Source organism: Kitasatospora sp. NPDC015121 (genome assembly GCF_055562955.1).
The window spans coordinates 24834-45515 of sequence record NZ_JBVHEH010000003.1 but is presented as its reverse complement, the minus strand read 5'-3'; the positions used below and the strand labels follow the sequence as shown (position 1 = coordinate 45515).

Below are 20682 nucleotides of genomic sequence, written 5' to 3'. Positions count from 1 at the left end.
GAGGGGTGCCTCCGAGAGGTGTCGGGCGAAGGGTGGAGTCCTCCGCGCCCACGAATCCAGTGCAGGGCGGGGCGCGTTCAGGACCAGGCCGGGTCCTCGAAGGTCGGTACGGTGTCCGGTCCGCCGTCCTTGCCGGTCGGCAGCGGGCTGGGGGCGGGGCCGAACGGGGTGGTGGTGCCGGGGTCCTTCACCCAGGCGTCGGCGGTCACGGTGACGTTGCCGACGGCGCCGATGCTGACCGTCACGCCGGTGCCGTCGGGGGCGGCGGCGCTCGCCAGGTCGGGGGAGCCGGTGTCGTGCAGGGTGTAGCCCAGGCTCGTCCAGTAGGCCCGGACCTGGGTCAGCAGGCGGGCCTGGTTGGCGGCCGAGACCTTGGTCAACACGTACCGGCGGAGCGTGAGTTGGGCGGTGCCGTCGTTGTCCCGGGCGGCGTTCTCGTGCGGGACGGCCCGGTACGCGTCGTCGGCGTACCGGACGGCGGGGGTGAGTGCGCCGGTGGTGCCGTCGACGAGTTCGCGCAGCCGGGTGCGGGCGGTGTCCAGCGCCACCACCCGCCGGTCGGACCCGCCGTCCGCCGACCCGCCGCTGCCGCAGCCGGCCGTGCCCAGGCCCAGCACCAGCAGTGCGACGGCGCCCGCCACCCGCAGTCTCATCCGTGTTCCCCTTCGCCGAAGCACCTGCCCAGACCCTAGACCGACCAGAACGGGTCCTGTCGCCGGGGCATGGTGTCCATCGACCCGTCCGGTCCGATCGGCACCGTGCTCGCCCCGCCGAACGGGTACGAGACACCCGGCGCGGCCAGCCCGTCGACCCGGGCCAGCAGGGTGCCGTTGCCGGCGAAGCCGATCCTGAACTCGGCCGTCCCGTACGGGGACTTGGCGCGCAGGACGGGAAGCACCGGGTCGTCCTCCGCCTCCACCGCCCAGCCGCGTTCGCGCCAGGCGCGGCCGAGTTGGGCGAGCAGCTCGGGGTAGCGGTGCTCGGCGACCCGGGTCAGCAGGTAGCGGCGCTTCTCCAGGTGCGCGGTGCCGTCCGGTTCGCGGGTGAAGGCGTGCTCGTGGGCGACGGCGACGTACGGGCCGTCGGCCCAGGCGGCGGCCGGGACGAGCGCGGCGGGGGCGGAGTCGAGCAGTTCGTCCAGCGCGGCCCGTGCGGCGAGCAGCTCGCGTCCGAGGTCCTCGTTCATCGGTACTCCTGTCCGGACACCCGGTCGCCGTGGCCGGAGACGATCAAGCCCATGTTGCGCAGCGAGTGCCCGTCCCGGCCGTCGCCCTGGTTCCAGTAGTCGGAGTGCGAGGCGAAGCCGAGCGGGCCGTCGGCGACGTCGAAGCGGTGCGCCCCGAACTCGCGGCTCGCCGGGTCCTGGCCGAACCACAGCTCGTCGGGGTCACCGTGTCCCGCGATCCTGTCGCCGAGGAAGCCGCCGGCCACCGCGCCGAGCGGGCCGCCGAGCAGCCCGCCGATGCCCGCGCCGATGCCGATGCCCTTCGCCTCGTCGTGGCTGGGCAGGTGCGAGACCGGGTCGTGCTCGGCCGCGCCGACCCACACGTGGCCCGCGCCGACGCCGAGTTGGGAGGCCTGCTGGGCACCGGTGCCGGGCGAGCCGACCAGGATGACGTCGTCCGCCGGGATGCCGCCGGGGCGCTGCGCGGCCTGGCCGACGGTGAACGAGCCGTACGAGTGGCCGAGCGCGGTGAGGTGCGCGGGCGGGCCCTCGTGCGAGGCGCGCAGGCCCTGCAGGAAGCCCTGGTACGCCTCGCCGCCCTGCTTGGCCCGGTCGTCGCCGGCGACCGCGAACATGTCCGGGCTGACGCCCTTGACCTGCGGGGTGTCGTAGCCGAGCCAGGCGATCGAGGCGGTGCTGCGGCTCGGGTCGAGGTCGTGCGCGGTCTGCCACAGGTCGCGGGCCCGGTTGGCGTCGCCGCCGCCCATGTTCTTGACCTCGGTGTTCAGGCCGGGCACGTAGGCGACCACGTCGTCGGCGGTGTCCGGGTTGCCGTAGGCGATCGCGGCCCGGCCCTGGCCCTGGTCGCCGATCACCATCAGGTAGGCGGGGGGCTGCTTGTCCCGGTCCTCGGCGAGCCGGCCCTGGATCGCCCGGAAGCCCTCCAGTTTCTTCCGGTCCCACTCGGAGAGGTCCGGGCGGGCGGACAGCTCGGTGACCATCCGGTCCAGGTTGATCCGGTTGGCCTGGTCGCGGGCGGGCGTCGGCATGCCGTCGCGGTTGCCGAGCTCGGCCGGGTACGCCCGGAGCAGGCGCTGCTGCTCGTCCGGCGGGAGCGACTTCCACCAGGCGTTGACCTCGGTCGGCGGGGCGTCCTTGCCGGGCATCCCGGCCCGCACCAGGTCCTCGCCGCCGCCGAGCGGGTTGAGCGAGTCCAGCACGGCGCTGTTCAGGCGCAGCGCGGCGGTGCCGGGGTCGAGTCCGGCACCGGTGCGGGCGTCGTCGGTGTAGCGGCGCAGGCGCTGGGCGGTGACCTGGTCGGCGTGGGCGGCCTCGGTGAGCGCGTCGGCGATCCGGTCGCGCAGGTCGGTGCCCTGCCGGGAGCGGTCCGGGGCGTCCGGGTCGTGGCGTTCGGCGGGGCCGGCCGGCGGCCAGGAGACGCCGCCGTCGTCGGCGACGGTGAAGCCGTGCGCGGCCGCGTCGGCGAGCGCGGCCCGCAGCTTGGAGCGGGCCAGCAGGAACGCCTCGGCGCCCTCGCGCAGGACGGGCGCGATCCGGGACAGCTCCAGGTGCGCGGCGGCCAGCTTGCCGGTGGTGCGGGAGAGCGAGCGGTGGGCGCCGTCCGCGGCGGTGCCGGTCCAGCCGGAGTTCCGGACCCGGCCGTCGACGCCGGTCCGCCAGGCGTCGGCGTGGCCGGAGAACGCCTCGGCCAGGGCGGCGTACGCGTCGGCGGCGCCGAACAGCCGGTCCGGGTCGGCGTCGCGCAGGGTGGGGACGTCCACGCTCACCGCCCCGCCGTCAGGCCGCGGGCGGCCTCCTGCTCGGCCCGGCGGTAGTTCGCCGCGGTCTGCCGCAGGTCGTCGCCCTGCCGGTCCATCTCGGCGGAGAGGGTGTCCAGCAGCCGCCGCCACTCGTCGGTGCAGGAGTCGAGTTCGCCGCCGGTGCTCCAGCCGCGCAGCCCGGCCTCGGCGGCGTCCGAGGCGCCCAGCACCCGGGCGGTGCCGTCCGGGACCCGCGCGGCGACGCTGCCCGCGGTCTGCCCCGCCCCGTCCAGCTCGTCCGGCTCCACCCGGAAGCCGCCGCCACTGCCACTGCCGCCCCTGCTGCCACTGCCGCCGCTGCCGTCCGGGCCCACGCTCAGCACGCCATCCCCCACCACCGGTGTCGGTCCGACCACTTGAGCCGGTCATGCTAGCGAACGGACACGACGAAACCGTACGCGTTCACCACACCCGCTCAACTGTCGCCCGGCCGGGGCGGGTTCTTTCTGACGATCCGTCAGACGGTGACGGACGGCACCGGGTTGGCGGCCGGTGCGGGCGCCGGGGCGGCGGACGGCCGCAGCAGCAGGGCGACCAGGACGGCGGTCGCGGCGAGGGCCGCGGAGCCGCAGCGCAGGGCCAGGTGCAGGGCGTCCACGAAGGAGGCGTCCAGGGCCGCCCGGACGGGCTCCGGGGCCGGGTCGGCGCCCGCCGCGCCGTGGCCGGTGAGCGCGGAGACCGCGTGCGGCACGCCGTCCGCGGGCAGGCCGAGCCGGTGCAGGGTGCCGGTCAGCGCACCGGTCAGCCGGTCGGTCAGCACGGCGCCCAGGACGGCGATGCCCAGCACGCCGCCGAGTTCGCGCAGCGTGTTGACGGTGGCCGAGGCCATGCCGGTGCGCTCCGGGGCGACCCGCCGCAGCACCGCGATCGACACCGGCGTGAAGGTCAGGCCCATGCCGAAGCCGAGCAGCACCAGCGTCCACACGTACGACCAGTAGTGCGCGTGCCCCGAGTACAGCGACAGTCCGCCCAGGCCCACCGCGCACAGCGCGATGCCCAGCACCAGCGGCGGGCGCGGGCCGTGACGGGCGGTCAGCCGGCCGGACAGCGGCGCCGCGAACATGATCACGCCGCTCATCGGCAGGCCCGCGTACCCGGCGTCGGTCGGCGCCCAGCGCATCACGCCCTGCAGCATCAGCGGCAGGAAGAACAGCGCGCCGAACATCCCGAAGCTCACCATCAGCCCGCTCAGCAGTGCCCCCGCCAGCATCCGGTCGCGGAACATCCGCAGCTCCAGCATCGGCTCGCCGACCCGCAGTTCGACCAGGACGAAGAGCGCCAGCAGCACGGCCGCCACCGCCCCGCAGGCCAGCACCCGGCCGTCCGTCCAGCCCCGGCCCGGGCCCTCGACCAGCCCGTACACCAGCGCGCCCAGCCCGCCCGCCGACAGCGCCAGGCCCACCGCGTCCACCCGCCGCGGGCGCGGCGCGACCTCGGGCAGCACCCGGTAGGCCAGCACCAGGCCGACCAGCCCGACCGGGACGTTGATCCAGAACACGCTGGCCCAGCCGAACGCGTCCACCATCGGACCGCCGATCACCGGCCCGACCGACAGGCCCAGCGCCGAGACGCCCGACCACAAGCCGATCGCCCGCGCCCGCTCCCGCTCGTCCGTGAACACCTCCCGCAGGATCGCCAGGCTGCCCGGCGTCAGCAGCGCCGCGCCCACGCCCTGCAGCATCCGGGCCGCGACCAGCGTGCCGATCCCGCCCGCGAGCGCGGCCGCCGCCGAACCCAGGGTGAACAGCGCCAGCCCGAGCCGGAACACCCTGGTCCGGCCGTACCGGTCGCCGAGCGTGCCGCCGGTCAGCAGCAGCGCCGCGTACACCAGGCTGTAGCCCTCGGCGACCCACTGCAGGCCGCTGATGCCCGCGTCGAGGTCACGGCCGATCCGGGGGAGGGCGATGGTGACGATGACGTTGTCCAGCATCGCCATGAACATCGTGACGCACAGCGTGGCCAGCGCCTGCCACTTGTGGCGGGCGCTCCTGGCGCGGTCGTCCATCTCTCCCCCTCCGGGCGTGCCGAGTAGGCCCCTAACGGTGTTAGGGGCCGCGATCGCGCACCCAGGATCGCCCTAACGGTGTTAGATTGCAAGCGCGAGACCGACGCCGAGACCGCCCCGCCGCACCCCAGGAGCAACTGTGGCCCCGCCCCCCGCGCGCACCGTCACCCGCGAGTGCATCGCCGAGGCCGCGCTGCTCGTCCTCGAACGCGAGGGCCTGGCCGGCCTGTCCATGCGCAAGGTCGCCGCCGAGGTCGGCGTCCAGGCCGCCTCGCTCTACTGGCACGTCCGCAACAAGGAGGAGCTGCTCGACCTCCTCAACGACGCGATCATCGCCGACGCCGAACTCCCGCCCCGCACCGGCGACTGGCGGGACCAGTACCTCGACTACGGCCGCCGCTACCGCGCCCTGCTGCTCGCCAGGCGCGACGCCGCCAAGGTCGTCGCCGGACGCCTCGCCCCCGGCCCGCGCATCCTCGCCGTCCTGGAGGACCAGCTCGACCGCCTGCGCACCGCCGGCTTCACCGACGCCGACGCCGCGATGGCCTCCTACCTGCTCTCCGCCTACGTCCAGGGCTTCGTCCTCCAGGAACAGTCCCCCCTCTCCGCCGCCGAAGCCGCCGGCGCCAGCCGCGGCCAGGCCGCCCGCGAGGCCGGCGAAGTCTTCCGCGCCCTCCCGCCCGACACCTACCCCAACCTGGTCGCCCTCGCCGACGACCTCACCGACCCCGACATGGACACCCGCTTCGAATTCGGCCTCCAACGCCTCGCCGACGGCCTCGCCACCCGCCTGCCCCGCTAGACCCGGGGCGGCTGCGGCTGCGGCTGCGGCGGGGGCGAGGGGGCCAGGGACGGGGGCCGGCGGAGGCCGAATTCGCGGCGGAGGGCCGAGCGGGCCGCGAAGTAGCCGGACATGCCGTGCACGCCGGGGCCCGGCGGGGTGGCGGCGGAGCAGAGGTAGACGCCGGTCAGGGGGGTGGTGTGCGGGTCGACGCGGAGGGCGGGGCGGATCAGGGTCTGCTTGAGCGTCATCGCGCCGGCCGCGATGTCGCCGCCGACGTAGTTGGGGTTGTACCCCTCCAGGGCGGCCGCGCTGACGCCCCGGGCGGCCAGCACGGTGTCGGTGAAGCCGGGGGCGTACGCCTCGATCCGCGCGGTCACCGGGGCGACCGGGTCGGTGTCGTCGCCGTTCGGGACGTGCGCGTACGCCCAGAGCGGGCGGACGCCGGCGCGGGCCCGGCCCGGGTCGGCCACCGCCGGGTCGACGACCAGGACGAAGGGCCGGTCGGTGCGGACGCCGCGGGAGACCAGGGTCTCCTGCCGGAACACCTCGGCCCGGCTGCCGCCCAGGTGCACCGTGGCCGCGCCGCCGACCTCCGGGTTCGCCCACGGGACGGGGCCGTCGACCAGGAAGTCGACCTTGGCCGCGCCCGGCCCGTACCGGAAGGAGGCCAGGGCGCGGCGGTAGCCGGCGGGCAGCCGGGGTCCGGCGATCCGCAGGAACTCCTTCGGGCCGACGTCGAGCAGCACCGCGCGGGAGCGGTGGAACTCGCGCAGGTCGGTGATCCGGCGGCCGGTGTGCACCCGGCCGCCGTGCGCCGTGAAGTCCTCGACCAGGGCGCGGGCGAGGGCCGCGCTCCCGCCGCGCACCACCGGCCAGCCGGTGCCGTGGGCGAGGTGGCCGAGCAGCAGGCCGACCGCCGCGGAGGCGGGCGTCGGCATCGGGCCGACCACGTGCGCGGCGACCCCGGCGAGCAGCGCCGCCGCCTCCGGTCCGGCGAACTGCCGTGCGGCCAGCGGGGTGCCGTGCCGCAGGACCCGTCCGCCGAGCAGGAACGGCGCTGCCGGGTCCGTCGGCGGGTGCCGCTGGTCGGAGAGCATCAGGTCGACGAGGGCGCGGCTGCGTCCGAGCAGCGGTTCCATCAGGGCCCGCCAGCGCGGCCCGTCCGGTCCGAGCCGCTCGCAGGTCGCGTCGAGCGAGTGGTGGGCGAGGCCGGCCCGCCCGCCGTCCAGCGGGTGGGCGTAGCTGATCCCGGGGAGGAGCAGGTCCACGCCGCGGGCGGCCGGGTCGAACTCGCGGAAGAAGCGGGAGGCCGCCGCCATCGGGTGCACGGCGGCGCAGACGTCGTGCACCACGTCGTCGCGGAACAGCGCCTTCGAGCGCAGCCCGCCGCCCGGTTCGTCGGCCGCCTCGTGCAGTTCGACGTCCAGGCCGGCCCGGGCCAGCACCACCGCGGCGGCGAGCCCGTTCGGCCCGCTGCCCACGACCACCGCGTCCGGCGCGCCCATCGGTCCCTCCTCCGGCCCGTGGAGCCTCCGTCCACGGGCTGTCAACGTACCGGTCGGCGGCCGGGCCGGTCATCCGCCCAGGTACGGGGAGTACAGCGCCGACAGGAAGCGGGTCGCGAGCTGGTCGCGCAGGTGCGGGGGGAGGGCGTCGAGGAGGCGGTTGACGCCCGCCATGCGGGTGGGGGAGTCGGGGTCGGCGGAGAGGTCGAGGCCGGCGGCGGGGAGCAGGGCGGCGAAGGCGGCGTCGTCGAGGAGGCCGAGGTCGAGGCCGTCGAGGAGGGCGAGGACGTCGGAGGGCGGGGCGACCGGGCCGCGGGCGCGGACGGCGGCGACGCTCTCGCGCAGCGCGGTGAGCAGGGCCTCGACGCCTTCGCCGCTGACGCCGGTGAGGGTGACGTGCAGGCTGGCGGGGAGGCCGTCGAGGCTGAGCTGGGGCTGGAGGAAGAAGCCCCGGGCGCGCGACTCGTCGGCGAGCTCCCACAGGTCGACGGGGTCGTCGCCGGAGGTGGCGACGGCGATCAGGGTGGCGTCCGGGGTGCCGAGCACCCGCAACCCGTCGATCTCCCCGACGCCCGCGACCAGCCGCCGGGTGGCGGCCAGCGCGGCGCGCCCCAACGCGCGGTAGCCGTCGGCGCCGAGGGCCTGCAGGGTGGCCCAGGCGCCGGCCAGCGGGCCGGCGCCCTTGCTGCTCTGGACGGTCGAGTTGACCACCGGGTAGCCGGGCCACCGGGCGCAGGCGAAGTACGCGGCGAGCCGCATCGGCTGGTCGCGGAAGAGCAGCACGGACGCCCCCTTGGGCGCGTACCCGAACTTGTGCAGGTCGCAGGAGAGCGAGGTGACGCCCGGCACCGACAGGTCGAACGGCGGGACCTCGGCGCCGGCCTCGGCCAGCCAGGGCAGCAGCCAGCCGCCCACGCAGGCGTCGACGTGGCAGGGCAGGCCGCGCTCGGCGGCGGCCGAGGCGATCGCGGCGACCGGGTCGACCACGCCGTGCGCGTACGAGGGCGCGGAGGCGACCACCAGGACCGTCCGCTCGGTGCAGGCCGCCGCCATCGCCGCCGGCACCGCCCGGAAGGTCTCCGGGTCGACCGGCACCGCGACCACCTTCACCTTCAGGTACGCCCCGGCCTTGAAGAACGCGGCGTGCGCCGTCGCGGGCACCACGATCTCCGGTTCGGCGACCTCCGGGCGGGAGTCCCGGGCGGCCTTCACCGCCAGCATGATCGACTCGGTGCCGCCGCTGGTGAACACGCCGGGCGTGGACCCGTCCCCGCCGAGCCGGGCGGCGACCGCGCCGACCACCTGCCGCTCCAGCGCGACGATGCTCGGGAAGGCCGTCGGGTCGAGCCCGTTGACCTCCAGCATCGCCAGGTACGCGCCCTCGGCGGCGGCCCGCACCTCGGGCCGGCCGGCGTCGTAGGTGTAGGCGGTGGTGCGCCCGCCACGGGTGGGCAGGTCGGCGGCGGTGAGCGCGCTCAGCTCGGCGAGCAGGTCGGCGGTGGGGCGGCCGGCCGCCGGCAGGAAGGTCTGACGGTCCGTCATGAGAGGTCTCCGGCAAGCGAGTCGGTGGGGGTGGGGATGGGTGAGGGGGTGGCGCGGCGGCGGCCGTACGCGCGCAGGGCGGGCAGCGAGGCCAGCATCAGCAGCGCCGGGACGAGGCTGAACCCGAGCAGGACGCCCGCCCGGGCCGCGCCGGTCTGCGCGACGGGGTGGTCGGTGGTGGAGGAGACGAACCCGGCGGCGGCCAGCGCCAGCGAGAACAGGCCGGGCCCGGCGGCCAGTCCGGCCGTCTCGCCCGCCGTCCACAGCCCGGTGAACGCCCCGGACTGCAGGCGCCCGGTGCGGGCCGCGTCCGCGTGCACGGTGTCGGGCAGCAGCGACAGCGGCAGCACCTGCAGCGCCGCGTACGCCACGCCCAGCACCGCGCACAGCGCCAGCACCGGGGCGACGTGCGCCGTCCCCGTCCCGGCGGCCGGCCACAGCGCCGCCGAGGCGAGCACGAACAGCGCGGTCGCCGCCACCAGGCAGCGCAGCCGCCCCCAGCGGGCCGAGGCCCGGCCCCACAGCGGGACGGCGACCGCGCTCGGCGCGACCAGGCAGACGAACAGCACCGAGGTCAGCCCGTAGCCGCCCAGCCAGTACGTGGCGACGTACGGCGCGGCCGCCAGCATGATCGCCACCGCCGAGGCCTGCAGCACGAACGCGCCCAGCAGCGCGAAGAACGCCCGGTTGCCGCGCGCGGTGCGCAGCGCCGCGCGCAGCCCGAGCGGCTCCGGCCCCGGCCGGGCGGGCACCCGGCGGGAGCCCAGCGCGGGCACCAGCAGCGTCGCCAGCAGCAGGACGGCGACCACCGCGCCCATCACCGCGTACCCGCGCCGCCCGTCCCCGGCCAGCGACACCACGGCCGGGGCCAGGCCGCCCGCGACCAGGATGCCGACGGTCAGGCAGACGATCCGCCACACCGTGATCCGGGTGCGCACCTCGGGCCGGTCCGACATCTCGGCGGGCAGCGCCACGTACGGCACCTGGAACAGCGCGAAGGCGCTGGAGGCCAGCACGAAGGTCACCGCCACCCAGGCGGCGGCGCCGGAACCGGTCAGCGGGGAGAGGAACATCGCGGCGAACGCCACCGGCAGCGCCAGCGCCCCCGCCAGCAGGATCCGGGTGCGGTGGCCGGTGCGCAGCGCCTCCCGGTCGCTGGCGGCGCCGACGGTCGGGTTGAACAGCGCGTCCCACGCCTTGGGCAGCGCCACCACCAGGCCCGCGACCCCGGCCGGGACGCCCAGCGCGTCGGTCATGAAGTACAGCAGCAGCAGGCCCGGGACGGTCGAGTGGATGCCCGTCCCGACCGAGCCCAGCGCGTACCCGGCGAGCTGCCGGCCGCCTATCGCGGCGCTCACGCCGGTGCCTCCAGGCCCAGTTCGCGCAGCACCAGGCCGCGCAGGTGGACGCGGAACCGGGGGACCTGCGCGCGGATCATCGAACGGCAGAAGCCGTGCACCGTCCACAGCACCGTCCAGACCGCCAACTCGGCGCGCTCCGGCGGCACTCCGGGCAGCGCGGCGGCGAGCGCGTCGCGCACCGACTCCAGCAGCGGCCGGGCGTACTCCTCCTCCAGGCCGGCGAACTCGGCGGCGTCCGCCAGCCAGCGGCGCATCCACAGCGCGGGGACGTGCGGCCGCTCCAGGCAGAAGTCCAGGTACCGGTCGGCGAACCCGGCGGCCGCGCCCGCCGGATCCGTCCCGGCCCGCCCGGCGAACTCGTCCAGCGCCTCGGCGACCGCCGACCGCTCGGCCTCGTGCGCCCGCCGCATCACCTCGCGGTACAGGTCCGCCTTGCCGCCCACGTGGTACGCGACGGTCGCGACGTTCAGTCCGGCGGCGGCCGCGATCGTCCGGGTGGTGGTGCCGTCGTAGCCGTGCTCGGCGAACAGCTCGGTGGCGGCCGCGACGATCCGCTCCCGGCTCAGGTCGGCCTGGCTCGGGGACGGGGACGGGGAGGGCGGTGGTGGTGGTGGCTCGGTCATGGCGGGGAGCGTACGCGCGGCACCGTCGTCAATCAACCGTTTGATTGATGACGGGTGTGTGAAATCCGCAGCGGCCCGGAACGCCGGACGGGCCCGGCGCGCGGGGTGCGCGCCGGGCCCGTCCCGGTCGGGCCGCTCAGCAGTGCGCGACGGCCTCGCAGTCCTCCCAGCGGGTGCCCTGGTAGGCGTCGTCCTGGGCCGTGGACGCGGCCGGGGCGTTCAGCGAGCGGGCCTTCGCTTGGGTTTGGGCCGGGCCGGTGGCCAGGCGGACGGCGATCGCGTCCAGGACCGGGCGGGGGCTGGTGCCCGCGAAGTCGTTGACCATCACCGCGAAGACCAGCCGGCGGCCGTCCGGGGCGGTGGCGTAGCCGATCAGGTTGTCCACGCCGCCCATCGAGCCGCTCTTGGCGTGCACGTTGTTCTCGGCCTTGGTGCCGCGCATCCGGGCGGCCAGGGTGCCGCCGACCAGCCGCTGCGGGTTGCCCGCCACCGGCAGCGCGTCGTACCAGGCGCCGAACCACGGCCGGCCCTGGGCGAGCTTGAGCAGCGAGGCCATCTTGGCGGGCGTCACCAGGTCGTAGCGGGACAGGCCGGAACCGTCGACCTGCCGCCCGGCCGGGGTGCCCAGGTCGTTCGCGTTCAGGAAGGCGCGGACCTGCGCGACACCGGTCGCCCAGTCGCCGCGACCGCCCTTGACCTTGCCGATCTCCTTCAGCAGGTGCTCGGCGATGCCGTTGTTGCTGAGCTTCAGCATCGGGACGATCATCTGCGCCAGGGTCTGCGACCGGTGCGACACCAGCGGCTGCGAGGCCTCCGCGCCGGTCGCCGCGTCCACCCCGCGCGCCACCCGCACGCCGTGCCGGGCCAGCGCGCCCTCGAACACCCGGCCCGCGTACGTCGACGGGTTCTCCACCGTCACCCAGGAGGTCACCGGCGCGGACCCGGCCGCGATGCTCCCCGACAGCGCCAGCTCGTTGGCCCCGCGCCGCCGGTCCACCCCGACGGACGAGCCGCTGCCCGCCGCGCCCGTGGTGACCTTCCCGGTGAACGACATCGGCGCCTGCGCCGGGTCCAGGGTGACCGCCGCCTCCGTCCCGGCCGCCCCCGGGGTGACGGTCACCCGCACGGTGTCCATCAGGTACTCGGGGTCGTTGGCCACGGTCAGGCCGGAGATCTGCGGGCTGTACGAGTACGGCTCGTCGTCCCACGCCCAGCCCGGCCCGAGCGGCGTCGCGTCGTAGCGGCTGCCGTCGGCCAGCACCCGGCCGGTGACGGTGGTGATCCCGGACGCGGCGACCTGCCCGGCCAGGTCGTCCAGGTCGGTCGCCAGCAGCGTCGGGTCGCCGCCGCCGCGCAGCACCAGGTCGCCCGCCACCGTGCCGCCGGACCGGGTGCCGGCGGTGCGCACCTCGGTGGTGAACCGGTGGTCCGGGCCGAGCAGGTCGAGCGCCGCCGCGGTGGTCACCGTCTTCAGGGTGGACGCCGGGGTGAGCAGCGCCTGCGGCTGCCGGGCATACAGCACCTGCCCGGTCGCGGCGTCCAGCACCTCGACGCCGGTCTGCGCGTTGGCCAGCCGGGCGTCGGCCAGCAGGGCGTCCAGGTCGGCGGTCAGCGCGACGTCGACCGGCGCCGGGTCGTCGGCCTGCGCCGAGCCGGCGAGCAGCGAGGCGGCCAGCACCGCGGCGGCCAGCGGCAGGCTGCGGCGGTACAGGCGGTGGCGGAGCGGGTGTCCGGGCAAAACGACTCCAGGGTGCGTGCGGGAACGGTCGGAGCACGTGATCCCCCACGCCCCCGATTTGGCATGAACATACCATTTGAGGGGAGATCAGTTGATCTTCCCCCGGCCCTCCCTATAGACGCTCCGGCACCGCGGAACGTCGCACCCCGCACCCGATAAAATCGCCACCGGACCAAGCGGCACGAACAGGACGGGGCACATGGCAGCGCACGCCGGACTGACGGTCGACCGGATCACCCGCGCCGCCGCCGAACTCGCCGACGAGGTCGGCATCGAGAAGGTCACCGTCTCCGCCCTGGCCCGCCGCTTCGGCGTCAAGGACGCCAGCTTCTACTCCCACGTCAAGAGCCTCCGGGAGATCCGCGTCCGGGTCGCCGCCCTGGCCACCGACGAGATGAACCAGCACCTCGCCGCCGCCATCGCCGGCCGCGCCGGCGCCGAAGCCCTCGCCGCCTTCGCCGACGCCTACCGCCACTACGCCCGGCAGCACCCCGGCCGCTACGCCGCCACCCAACTCCCGCACGACCCGGCCGACTTCACCGACACCGCGATCCTCGCCCGGAGCGTCGAACTGACCTACGCCGTCCTGCGCCACTACCGCCTCGGAGAGCCCGCCCACACCGACGCCGCCCGCCTGCTGCGCAGCACCCTGCACGGCTTCGTCACCATCGAAACCGCCGGCGGCTTCCATCACCCCCGCACCCCCGACGCCACCTGGCACCGCATCACCGCCGGCCTCCACCACCTCCTCGAAACCTGGCCGACCGGGTAGTCCTCCCCGGTGGCCCCGGCGGCGCCGCTCACCTCCGGCCGAACGGCAGTAGCCCCGTCGGCGCGGCCGCCAGCCCGAGGAAGCCGAGCGCCACCCGGAAGACGCCGTGGAACGCCCCGTTCACGCCCGCACCACCACCCGCTCCAGGAACGCCGCCAGGTTCGCCCGGGCCCGGTCGATCCGCTCCTCGGTGCCGAGGCTCTCCCGCATCCGCGCCCCGCCCGCCGCCGTCCGCCTGCGGCCCCGGACGTACAGCGAGCAGGCCAGGTCGGCGCAGAAGTACTCGCCGGCCGACGCGTACTCCTCGCCGCCCGCCCGCCCGGCCTTGCGGGCGGTCAGCAGGGCGACGCCGGAGGCCGGGTGGACGGTCCGGCAGATCGAGCACATCGCGCCCTGCCGCACCCCCGCCCCCGCCGTCGCGGCGCGCTGCGCCCGTCGCAGCGCGACCCCGACCAGCCGCCCCTCGTACTCGGCCACCAGGTAGCCGCGCTCGGGGGAGCCCGGGTCCCGCCAGCCGAGGAAGTCCAGCTCCTCCCAAGGGAGTTCGGACAGCCGCCGGGGGAGGGCGAGCCGGCTCGCCTCGCCCTTGGTGCAGTTGACGAACGATGCCCGGATCGCCGGTTCGGCCAGTTCCCGCATGGTTCCCCTCACCCTTTCGTCGCCGCTTCCACCTCGCGCCTAGGAGTCCTAGGCATCAACCAAGGTAGCCTAGGCTCGCCGCTCCGCCAACCCGGTTTCCGTCCCGTCCGCCACCCCGGGAACACCCGCCCCGGAATCCCCGGGAACCGGCTGCGGCCACATCCGTCACTCCCCTCGCGCGAAGTGCCGCCGCATCCCCAGGAATGCGTATTGACGCGGCTTCGACAAGGTGGGAATCTTCGAGGGTCCGCGCCCCGGTGAATACCCGAAGCCCGGCTGCGCGACGGGATTCCGGCAATGCCGGAACCCTCTTCACGGTGACGTTGTGGCGTGCATTCACCCGCCTGCGCACCGCCGGTCGCCACGCGTGCGATTCGTGCTGCCCATTTCCCGCATTCCTCTTCATCTCCGCAGGTCAGAGCCGTATGCGCAGCTCACTGCCGCCATTTGTTACAAAGCGGAATGCGCAATTGCGCCCTGTTGACACGGCTGTAACGTGCAATTCATGATGGGACCGCCGCGAGGACGACGGAGAAAATTCTCCCGTCCCCGGTGGGGGAATCCGTCGGATTTCCCGTCCGTGTCCATGGAGGGAGAGATCATGAAGAAGATCGTCATCCGCAAGGCCGGTTCCGTCCGTCTGACCAGCGCGGCCCAGACCATGTACGGCTGTAACTGTGCCGCCGTCTGAGGTCTGACCGCCTGGCAGTAACGGGGCCGGCCGCGCGACCAGCGGCCGGCCCCGTCCCCGCTTCCCCCGGGAGGACGACAGATGCACCCCTCATCCGCCGGCAGCCCGGCCACCAGCACCACCGCCGTTGACGCCATCGCCGTTGACGCCGATGCCGACCCGACCGCCGCCGTCGCCACCGCAGCCGTCGACCCGGACCGTCCCGTCGAGCTGCACCCCCTGGTCTACCTGGAGGAGGGCGAGGAGGTCACCGTCGGCCGGGTCGAGACCGACTCGTACGCGGTGTTCCCGCCCGACGGCGCCCAGCTGGTCCGCTGGCTGGCCGACGGGATGACCCCGCGCCAGGCCGCCGAGGCGTACGAGCGCGAGCACGGCGAGAGCGTCGACGTGCTGGACCTGGTCGAAGGGCTCGACGAGCTCGGCTTCGTCCGCGCCACCCGGGGGACCGGCGCCGCCGCCGCGCCGGAGCCCGCCGCGGCGCGACCGGTGCGCTGGCAGCGGCTCGGCCGGATCGCGTTCAGCCCGCCCGCCTGGGCCGGCTACCTGCTGGTGGTCGCGCTCGCCGTGTTCGCGGCCGTCCGCACCCCGGACCTCGCGCCGCGCCCCACCAACGTGTTCTTCAGCCCGTACTTCACCGTGGTCGCCCTGGTGCTGTTCGTCGGCCAGTTCCCGCTGATCCTGGTGCACGAGGGGTTCCACGCCCTCGCCGGACGCCGACTCGGCCTGCCCACCCGCCTGCGGATCGGCCACCGCCTGATCTTCGTCGTGCTGGAGACCTCGCTGGACGGCCTGGTCGCCGTCCCCCGCCGCCGCCGCTACCTGCCGATCCTGGCCGGGATGCTCGCCGACGCCGTGCTGACCGCCGCCCTCACCCTCACCGCCGCCGTCACCCGCCAGCCCGACGGCGCGCTCAGCGGCGCCGGCAGGCTCTGCCTCGCCCTCGCCTACGCCACCCTGCTCCGGCTGGCCTGGCAGGCGTTCCTGCACCTGCGCACCGACCTGTACGTGCTGCTCGGCACCGTCCTCGGCTGCCACGACCTGCACGCCACCGCGCAGGGCGTGCTGCGCAACGCGGTGCGCCGCCGCCTCGGCCGCCCGCCGCTCGACGAGTCCGGCTGGCACCCGGTCGACCGCCGGGCCGCCCGCTGGTACGCCTGGCTGATCGTCGGCGGCTACGCGTTCTCGCTGGCCGTCTTCGCCGCCGGCGTCCTCCCGGCCGCGTCCCGGTTCGTCACCGGCACCGTGGACCGCCTCGGCGGCCGGGCCGCGAGCGGCGAGTTCGTCGACTCCGCGGTCTTCTTCGCGCTGACCGTCCTGCAACTCGGCGCGGTCGCCCACCTGGCCCTGCGCGACCGGCGCCGCCGCCGCGCCGCCCTCGCCTAGACCCCTCGTCCCGTACCCCGAACTCCCTTACCCCGCCCGCCCGTTCCGGACGAAAGGCACCGCCGCCATGGCCGACCACCGCCACCACTGGGTGCGGGCACCGCACCGCGCCGCCCGCGCCGAGGCCCGCGCCGGGCTGTCGCTGCCCCCCGGCCTGGCCACCGTCAGCGCGGACCGGCGCCTGCGCGGCCCGTACACCGCCGTCGGCACCCTGCTGCGCGCCCTGGTGCCGGACGCGCTGGACCGCTGCCCCGAAGCCGTCCGCCGACACGACGTCGAACTCCTCACCACCACACCCGAGTTGCACGACGTCGTGCCCGCCACCCGGGAGACCCTGACCTCGCTCGCCGTCCCCAAGGAACGCACCCGCTACTACTCGCGGCTGCGCACCCTGCGGATCGCGCACGGCCTCGCCGAGTTCCTCACCGAGTACGTCCGCGCCCTCGGCGACGGCCCGCGCACCCTGGTCGTCGAGGACGCCCACCGCGCCGACCCGACCGACGGCGAGTTCCTCGCCGTCCTGCTGCGCCGGATGGACCCGGCCCTGCTCACCGTCGTGATCGGCACCGACGACGGCCCGCTCGACGCCGCGAGCAGCCCCGCCGCCCCGCTCGCCCCCGCCCTCGCCGCGCACTGCGCCCGCACCGACGCCACCGGCGGCCCCGAAGCCGCCCCCGAGGAGGGCCCCGCCCTCGCCGCCCGCTACGTCCGCGAGGACGGCACCACCGACGACCCCCGCGCCGCCCGCGCGTACGCCGACCTCCCCGACGCCGAGCGCCGCGCCCTGCACGACGCCCGCCGCGCCGAACTCGAAGCCCTCGCCGAACCCTCGCTCCGCCTCGGCGCCCAGCTCTGGCACGCCGAACAGGGCAGCGACCCGGCCGGCCCCGGCGCCGACCTGCTCCGCGAAGCCACCAACCACTGCTGCGACCTGGGCTTCTACCACGCCGTCCTGGACTACGGGGAACGCGGCGCCGCCCTGGTCGACCACAGCACCCACCCCGTGCACTGGTGGACCTTCATCGCCAAGCCCGCCACCGCGCTGGCCGCCCTGGAACGCACCGACGCGATCCTCCCGTACTACGAACGGGCCCGCGCCGTCAGCGCCGACCCCGACATCCACCTGCAGTGCGCGTACGGCACCGCCATGCTCTACACCCGCTTCCTCAGCGGCGAACAGCGCGACTACCAGCTCGCCCGCGGCTGGATCAACACCGCGATCGCCCTCGCCGGCCAGCACGCCGACCCCAAGGAACGGGCCTTCCGCACCGCCTTCAACCGCAACGGCCTCGCCCTGATCGAGGTCCGCGAAGGCCGCCCGGAAGCCGCGCTCGACCTCCTCGACGCCTGCATCGCCGCCCTCGACGAGGTCCTCGAACCCGGCGACCACGCCCTGCACCGCTCCGTCCTGGTCTACAACCGGGCCCAGGTGCACGCCGGCCTCGGCCGCCACGAGGACGCCGTCGCCGACTACACCTCGGTGATCACCGTCGACCCCAACTACGCCGAGTACCACTTCGACCGGGGCATCGTGCTGCGCCGCACCGGCCGCCTCCAGGAGGCGCTCGACGACTTCGAGGCCGCCGTCCGGCTCTCCCCGCCGTTCCCCGAGGCCTACTACAACCGGGCCGACGTCCGGGCCGAACTCGGCGACACCAAGGGCGCCGCGGACGACTTCGGGTACGTCCTCACCCTCGACCCCGACTTCGTCGACGCCCGCCTCAACCTGGCCAGCCTGCTCGCCGAACTCGACGACCCCGACGCCGCCCGCCGGGAAGTCGAAGCCGGCCTCGCCACCGACCCGCACCACTCCCGGCTCCTCACCCTGCGGGCCCAACTGCTCGCCGCCGAAGGCGACACCGAACAGGCCGCCACCGCCTGCACCGCCGCCCTCACCGCCGACCCCGACTGCGCCCCCGCCTGGGCCCTGCGCGGCGAACTCGCCTACGGCGCGGGCGACCTGGCCGCCGCCGTGGCCGACCTGGAACGCGCCGTCGCCCTCGACGACGACCCCGGCATGCGCTTCAACCTCGCCGTCGCCTACCACGACGCCGACCGCCACCCCGAAGCCGTCACCCTCCTCGACGCCGTCATCACCGAGACCGAGGACCCCGCCGCCCGCCTCCAGCGCGCCCGCTCCCTCCTCCACCTCGACCGGCCCACCGCCGCCGAGGCCGACCTCCTCCTCGCCATCGCCGACGACCCCGACCTCACCCCCGAAGCCGAACCCCTCCTCGCCGCCCTCCACGACTGACCCCGGACGCCCGGAAGGGCCCGGCCCGCGCCACGCGCGGACCGGGCCCTTCCGGCCCTTCTCCTAGCGGACCGACTCCCAGGCCCGGACCTCCGCCGCCCCGGCCGGAGCCGCGGGCACCCGCTCCGGCCCCCGGCGCAGCGGCCACCACAGGGCGCGGCCGAACAGCGCGGCCAGGGCGGGGACGACGGCCAGCGAGAGGACGACGGCGGAGAGCATGATGCCCAGGGTCAGCGCGAAGGCGATCTGCCGGCTGCCGGGGGTGGTCGCCAGCGAGGCGAAGGAACCGGCCAGGACCAGGCCGGCCGTGGCGACGGCGGGGGCGGTGTGCCGGACGGCGCGGGCCACGGCGGCGCGGGCCGGGCCCGGGTGGCGCATCTCCTCGCGGATCCGGTCGGTGATCAGGATGTTGTAGTCGGTGCCGAGCGCCACCACGAACAGGAACAGCACCAGCGGCAGGGTGAAGTTGACGCCCGGTCCGTCCAGCAGGTGCTGGAACACCAGGGTGGCCGCGCCGAGGGTGGCCGCGAAACCGGCGCCGACGGCGAGCAGCAGCGCCACCGGGGCGAGCAGGCTGCGCAGCAGCAGCACCAGGATCAGCGCGATCAGCGCGGCCGCGACCGGGAAGACCACCTTCAGGTCGTGGTCGACGGCGGCGGACACGTCCGCGAAGACGGCCGCCGTCCCGCCGACGTGCGCCTCGGTGCCGGCCGGGGCGTGCGCGGCGACCGCGGCGCGCAGCGGGCCGGAGACCAGCTCGCGGGCCTCCCGGCTCTGCGGGTCCGCGGTCGGGTACAGGTCGATCAGGACGGCCCGCCCGTCCCCGCTCACCACCGCCGGGGCGACCTGGCCGACGCCCGGGACCGCACCCAGCGCCCGGGCCAGGCCGTCCACCCGGCCGGCGTCGAGCGTCCCGCCGTCGCGCGCCGTGACGTACACGCCGGTCGGGTCGGACACGCCCGCGGGCAGCGCCCGGGCGATCTCCGCGGCGGTCGCGGCGGCCGGGGTCTTCCCGCCGTCGCCCATCCCGTAGTCCATCCGGATGCCCGCCGTGCCCGCCGCCAGCACGCCCAGCAGGGCGACGGACGCCGCCAGCACCGCCACCGGGCGCCGGGCCACCAGCGCGCCCCAGCGGCCCGCCGTCCCGGGCGCGGGCTGCCGGCGCAGCGCCCGCGAGGGCCAGAACATGCCGCGCCCGCAGACCGCGAGCAGCGCCGGCATCAGGGTCAGGCTGCCCACCAGCATCACCAGCACCGCGACGGCGACCGCCGGGCCGAGCGAGCGGAACTGGCCGAAGGTCGCCACGCCCAGGCTGGCGAACGCCGCGACGATGGTCAGCGCGGCCGAGGTGATCGCGGTGCCGACCCGGGCGGACACCTCGGCGGCGGCCTGCCGGGCGGGCTGCCCGGGGTTGGCCCGCAGGTGCTCGCGGAACCGGAACAGCAGGAACAGCAGGTAGTCGACGCCGATGCCGAGCAGGACGACCGAGATCAGGCCCGGCGTGCTGGCGTCCAGCCGCAGCCCGGTCAGCGTGGCCGTCCCGGCGACCGCGCCGCCGGCCACGCCGCCGATCAGGGCGACCGCCAGCAGCGGCAGCAGGGCGGCCGCCACGCTGCGGAACACCAGCACGTTGATCAGCACGATCAGCCCCATCACCAGGGCGCCGCCGACCTTCGTGGCGGTGTCGTTCGCATCCGCGCTGTCGACGCCGTCGGCCAGCCCGCCGGTGAACCCGGTGCGCAGCCCGGCCTCGGCGAACCGCTCGCGGGCCGAGTCGCGGAAGGTCCGGTAGACGTCCTGCACGCCCTGGTCGGCGACGCTGCCGGTCAGTTCGACGCCGAGCAGTTCGAAGCTCCGGTCGGGCGCGGTGGTCACCGGCGCGACCCGGGGCGTCTGCGAGCGGTCGGGCAGCAGGAAGGACGGCTCGTCCTTCAGGCGCGGCATCTCGACCCGGCGCTTGCCGAGCTCCGCCGCCTCGGCGCCGATCCGCCGCTCGTCCTCGGCGGTGAGCGGCGCGCCGTCGGCGCGGGCCACCAGCACGGTGACGGTGGTGGCGTCGGACCGGACCCCGAAGTGGTCCTCGGCGACCCGCAGCGCGGCGGCCGAGTCGTAGCCCCGGGGCAGGAAGTCCGCCGTCCCGGCCTGGGTGGCCTTGGCGAACAGCAGCGGGCTCAGGCCCGTCAGCGCGACGCCGAGCACCGCCCACACGGCGATCACCTTCCAGGCGTGTCTGGTGGCTGCTGCGGTCAGTGCGCGGATCACGGTGGTGCCCCCTGGGCTGGTCCGTCGGGTCGTCGGCACGGGGTCCCCCGGCCTGCCTCCAGCTCATCAGCCGGACCCCCGCCCGGGCGTCGTGGCGACGGACGATCCGCACCGGGGCCCGCGCTCCCGCCCCCGCCC

Annotated in this window: 16 protein-coding genes; 4 read left to right on the top strand and 12 right to left on the bottom strand. The window is 75.8% G+C overall.

Going from position 1 to position 20682, the window contains the following annotated elements:
• Positions 1-77: 77 nt before the first annotated feature.
• The 5 genes from ACZ3J7_RS04210 to ACZ3J7_RS04190 all read right to left on the bottom strand — a co-directional run bounded on the left by ACZ3J7_RS04210 (position 78) and on the right by ACZ3J7_RS04190 (position 4990).
• Complete coding sequence (locus ACZ3J7_RS04210) at positions 78-653, bottom strand: hypothetical protein (RefSeq protein WP_465616669.1); 576 nt, start codon at positions 651-653, stop codon at positions 78-80.
• A gap of 35 nt (positions 654-688) precedes the next feature.
• Positions 689-1186 (bottom strand): hypothetical protein, encoded by a 498-nt coding sequence (locus ACZ3J7_RS04205; RefSeq protein WP_465616667.1) that lies wholly within the window; start codon positions 1184-1186, stop codon positions 689-691.
• On the bottom strand, positions 1183-2952 hold the full coding sequence (locus ACZ3J7_RS04200) for an alpha/beta hydrolase (protein ID WP_465616665.1): 1770 nt from the start codon (positions 2950-2952) through the stop codon (positions 1183-1185). The genes ACZ3J7_RS04205 and ACZ3J7_RS04200 overlap by 4 nt, the downstream gene beginning before the upstream one ends.
• On the bottom strand, positions 2949-3308 hold the full coding sequence (locus tag ACZ3J7_RS04195) for a WXG100 family type VII secretion target (RefSeq protein WP_465616663.1): 360 nt from the start codon (positions 3306-3308) through the stop codon (positions 2949-2951). Before ACZ3J7_RS04195 ends, ACZ3J7_RS04200 begins: the two co-directional genes overlap by 4 nt.
• A gap of 134 nt (positions 3309-3442) precedes the next feature.
• Positions 3443-4990 carry an MFS transporter gene (locus tag ACZ3J7_RS04190; RefSeq protein WP_465616661.1) on the bottom strand — a complete coding sequence of 516 codons (1548 nt, stop codon included), beginning with the start codon at positions 4988-4990 and terminating at the stop codon, positions 3443-3445.
• A 139-nt stretch (positions 4991-5129) separates the two neighbouring features.
• Between ACZ3J7_RS04190 and ACZ3J7_RS04185 the strand changes: the two genes are divergently transcribed.
• On the top strand, positions 5130-5792 hold the full coding sequence (locus tag ACZ3J7_RS04185) for a TetR/AcrR family transcriptional regulator C-terminal domain-containing protein (protein ID WP_465616659.1): 663 nt from the start codon (positions 5130-5132) through the stop codon (positions 5790-5792).
• On the opposite strand, the gene ACZ3J7_RS04180 is transcribed toward ACZ3J7_RS04185, so the two are convergent.
• The 5 genes from ACZ3J7_RS04180 to dacB all read right to left on the bottom strand — a co-directional run bounded on the left by ACZ3J7_RS04180 (position 5789) and on the right by dacB (position 12543).
• Positions 5789-7279 carry a phytoene desaturase family protein gene (locus ACZ3J7_RS04180; RefSeq protein WP_465616657.1) on the bottom strand — a complete coding sequence of 497 codons (1491 nt, stop codon included), beginning with the start codon at positions 7277-7279 and terminating at the stop codon, positions 5789-5791. The two genes, ACZ3J7_RS04185 and ACZ3J7_RS04180, sit on opposite strands and share 4 nt — an antisense overlap.
• A gap of 69 nt (positions 7280-7348) precedes the next feature.
• Complete coding sequence (locus ACZ3J7_RS04175; RefSeq protein WP_465616655.1) at positions 7349-8821, bottom strand: pyridoxal phosphate-dependent decarboxylase family protein; 1473 nt, start codon at positions 8819-8821, stop codon at positions 7349-7351.
• Positions 8818-10179 carry an MFS transporter gene (locus ACZ3J7_RS04170; protein WP_465616653.1) on the bottom strand — a complete coding sequence of 454 codons (1362 nt, stop codon included), beginning with the start codon at positions 10177-10179 and terminating at the stop codon, positions 8818-8820. Before ACZ3J7_RS04170 ends, ACZ3J7_RS04175 begins: the two co-directional genes overlap by 4 nt.
• Positions 10176-10805 carry a TetR/AcrR family transcriptional regulator gene (locus tag ACZ3J7_RS04165; protein ID WP_465616651.1) on the bottom strand — a complete coding sequence of 210 codons (630 nt, stop codon included), beginning with the start codon at positions 10803-10805 and terminating at the stop codon, positions 10176-10178. Before ACZ3J7_RS04165 ends, ACZ3J7_RS04170 begins: the two co-directional genes overlap by 4 nt.
• Before the next feature lie 136 nt (positions 10806-10941).
• Positions 10942-12543 (bottom strand): D-alanyl-D-alanine carboxypeptidase/D-alanyl-D-alanine endopeptidase, encoded by a 1602-nt coding sequence (gene dacB / locus ACZ3J7_RS04160; RefSeq protein WP_465616649.1) that lies wholly within the window; start codon positions 12541-12543, stop codon positions 10942-10944.
• Positions 12544-12742: 199 nt separating this feature from the next.
• Here dacB and ACZ3J7_RS04155 point away from each other — a divergent pair, with 199 nt between their 5' ends.
• Entirely contained in the window at positions 12743-13315 is a 573-nt protein-coding gene (locus tag ACZ3J7_RS04155; protein ID WP_465616647.1) for a TetR/AcrR family transcriptional regulator, read from the top strand.
• 120 nt (positions 13316-13435) lie between these two features.
• Here ACZ3J7_RS04155 and ACZ3J7_RS04150 read toward each other — a convergent pair whose 3' ends face one another.
• Positions 13436-13954 (bottom strand): FBP domain-containing protein, encoded by a 519-nt coding sequence (locus ACZ3J7_RS04150; RefSeq protein ID WP_465616645.1) that lies wholly within the window; start codon positions 13952-13954, stop codon positions 13436-13438.
• A 772-nt stretch (positions 13955-14726) separates the two neighbouring features.
• On the opposite strand from ACZ3J7_RS04150, the gene ACZ3J7_RS04145 reads away from it, so the two are divergent.
• Positions 14727-16028, top strand: a complete 1302-nt coding sequence (locus tag ACZ3J7_RS04145; RefSeq protein ID WP_465616643.1) for a hypothetical protein — start codon at positions 14727-14729, stop codon at positions 16026-16028.
• Positions 16029-16095: 67 nt separating this feature from the next.
• Positions 16096-18282 carry a tetratricopeptide repeat protein gene (locus ACZ3J7_RS04140; RefSeq protein WP_465616641.1) on the top strand — a complete coding sequence of 729 codons (2187 nt, stop codon included), beginning with the start codon at positions 16096-16098 and terminating at the stop codon, positions 18280-18282.
• A 63-nt stretch (positions 18283-18345) separates the two neighbouring features.
• Here ACZ3J7_RS04140 and ACZ3J7_RS04135 read toward each other — a convergent pair whose 3' ends face one another.
• Positions 18346-20544, bottom strand: a complete 2199-nt coding sequence (locus ACZ3J7_RS04135) for an MMPL family transporter (RefSeq protein WP_465616639.1) — start codon at positions 20542-20544, stop codon at positions 18346-18348.
• Positions 20545-20682: the final 138 nt, after the last annotated feature.

Excerpts from the sequence above, each read along its gene's own strand:
- ACZ3J7_RS04190 (WP_465616661.1), bottom strand. The coding sequence starts at position 4,990 with ATGGACGACCGCGCCAGGAGCGCCCGCCACAAGTGGCAGGCGCTGGCC.
- ACZ3J7_RS04150 (WP_465616645.1), bottom strand. The coding sequence starts at position 13,954 with ATGCGGGAACTGGCCGAACCGGCGATCCGGGCATCGTTCGTCAACTGC.
- ACZ3J7_RS04205 (WP_465616667.1), bottom strand. The coding sequence starts at position 1,186 with ATGAACGAGGACCTCGGACGCGAGCTGCTCGCCGCACGGGCCGCGCTG.
- ACZ3J7_RS04145 (WP_465616643.1), top strand. The coding sequence starts at position 14,727 with ATGCACCCCTCATCCGCCGGCAGCCCGGCCACCAGCACCACCGCCGTT.
- ACZ3J7_RS04175 (WP_465616655.1), bottom strand. The coding sequence starts at position 8,821 with ATGACGGACCGTCAGACCTTCCTGCCGGCGGCCGGCCGCCCCACCGCC.
- ACZ3J7_RS04155 (WP_465616647.1), top strand. The coding sequence starts at position 12,743 with ATGGCAGCGCACGCCGGACTGACGGTCGACCGGATCACCCGCGCCGCC.
- ACZ3J7_RS04210 (WP_465616669.1), bottom strand. The coding sequence starts at position 653 with ATGAGACTGCGGGTGGCGGGCGCCGTCGCACTGCTGGTGCTGGGCCTG.
- ACZ3J7_RS04165 (WP_465616651.1), bottom strand. The coding sequence starts at position 10,805 with ATGACCGAGCCACCACCACCACCGCCCTCCCCGTCCCCGTCCCCGAGC.
- ACZ3J7_RS04180 (WP_465616657.1), bottom strand. The coding sequence starts at position 7,279 with ATGGGCGCGCCGGACGCGGTGGTCGTGGGCAGCGGGCCGAACGGGCTC.
- ACZ3J7_RS04140 (WP_465616641.1), top strand. The coding sequence starts at position 16,096 with ATGGCCGACCACCGCCACCACTGGGTGCGGGCACCGCACCGCGCCGCC.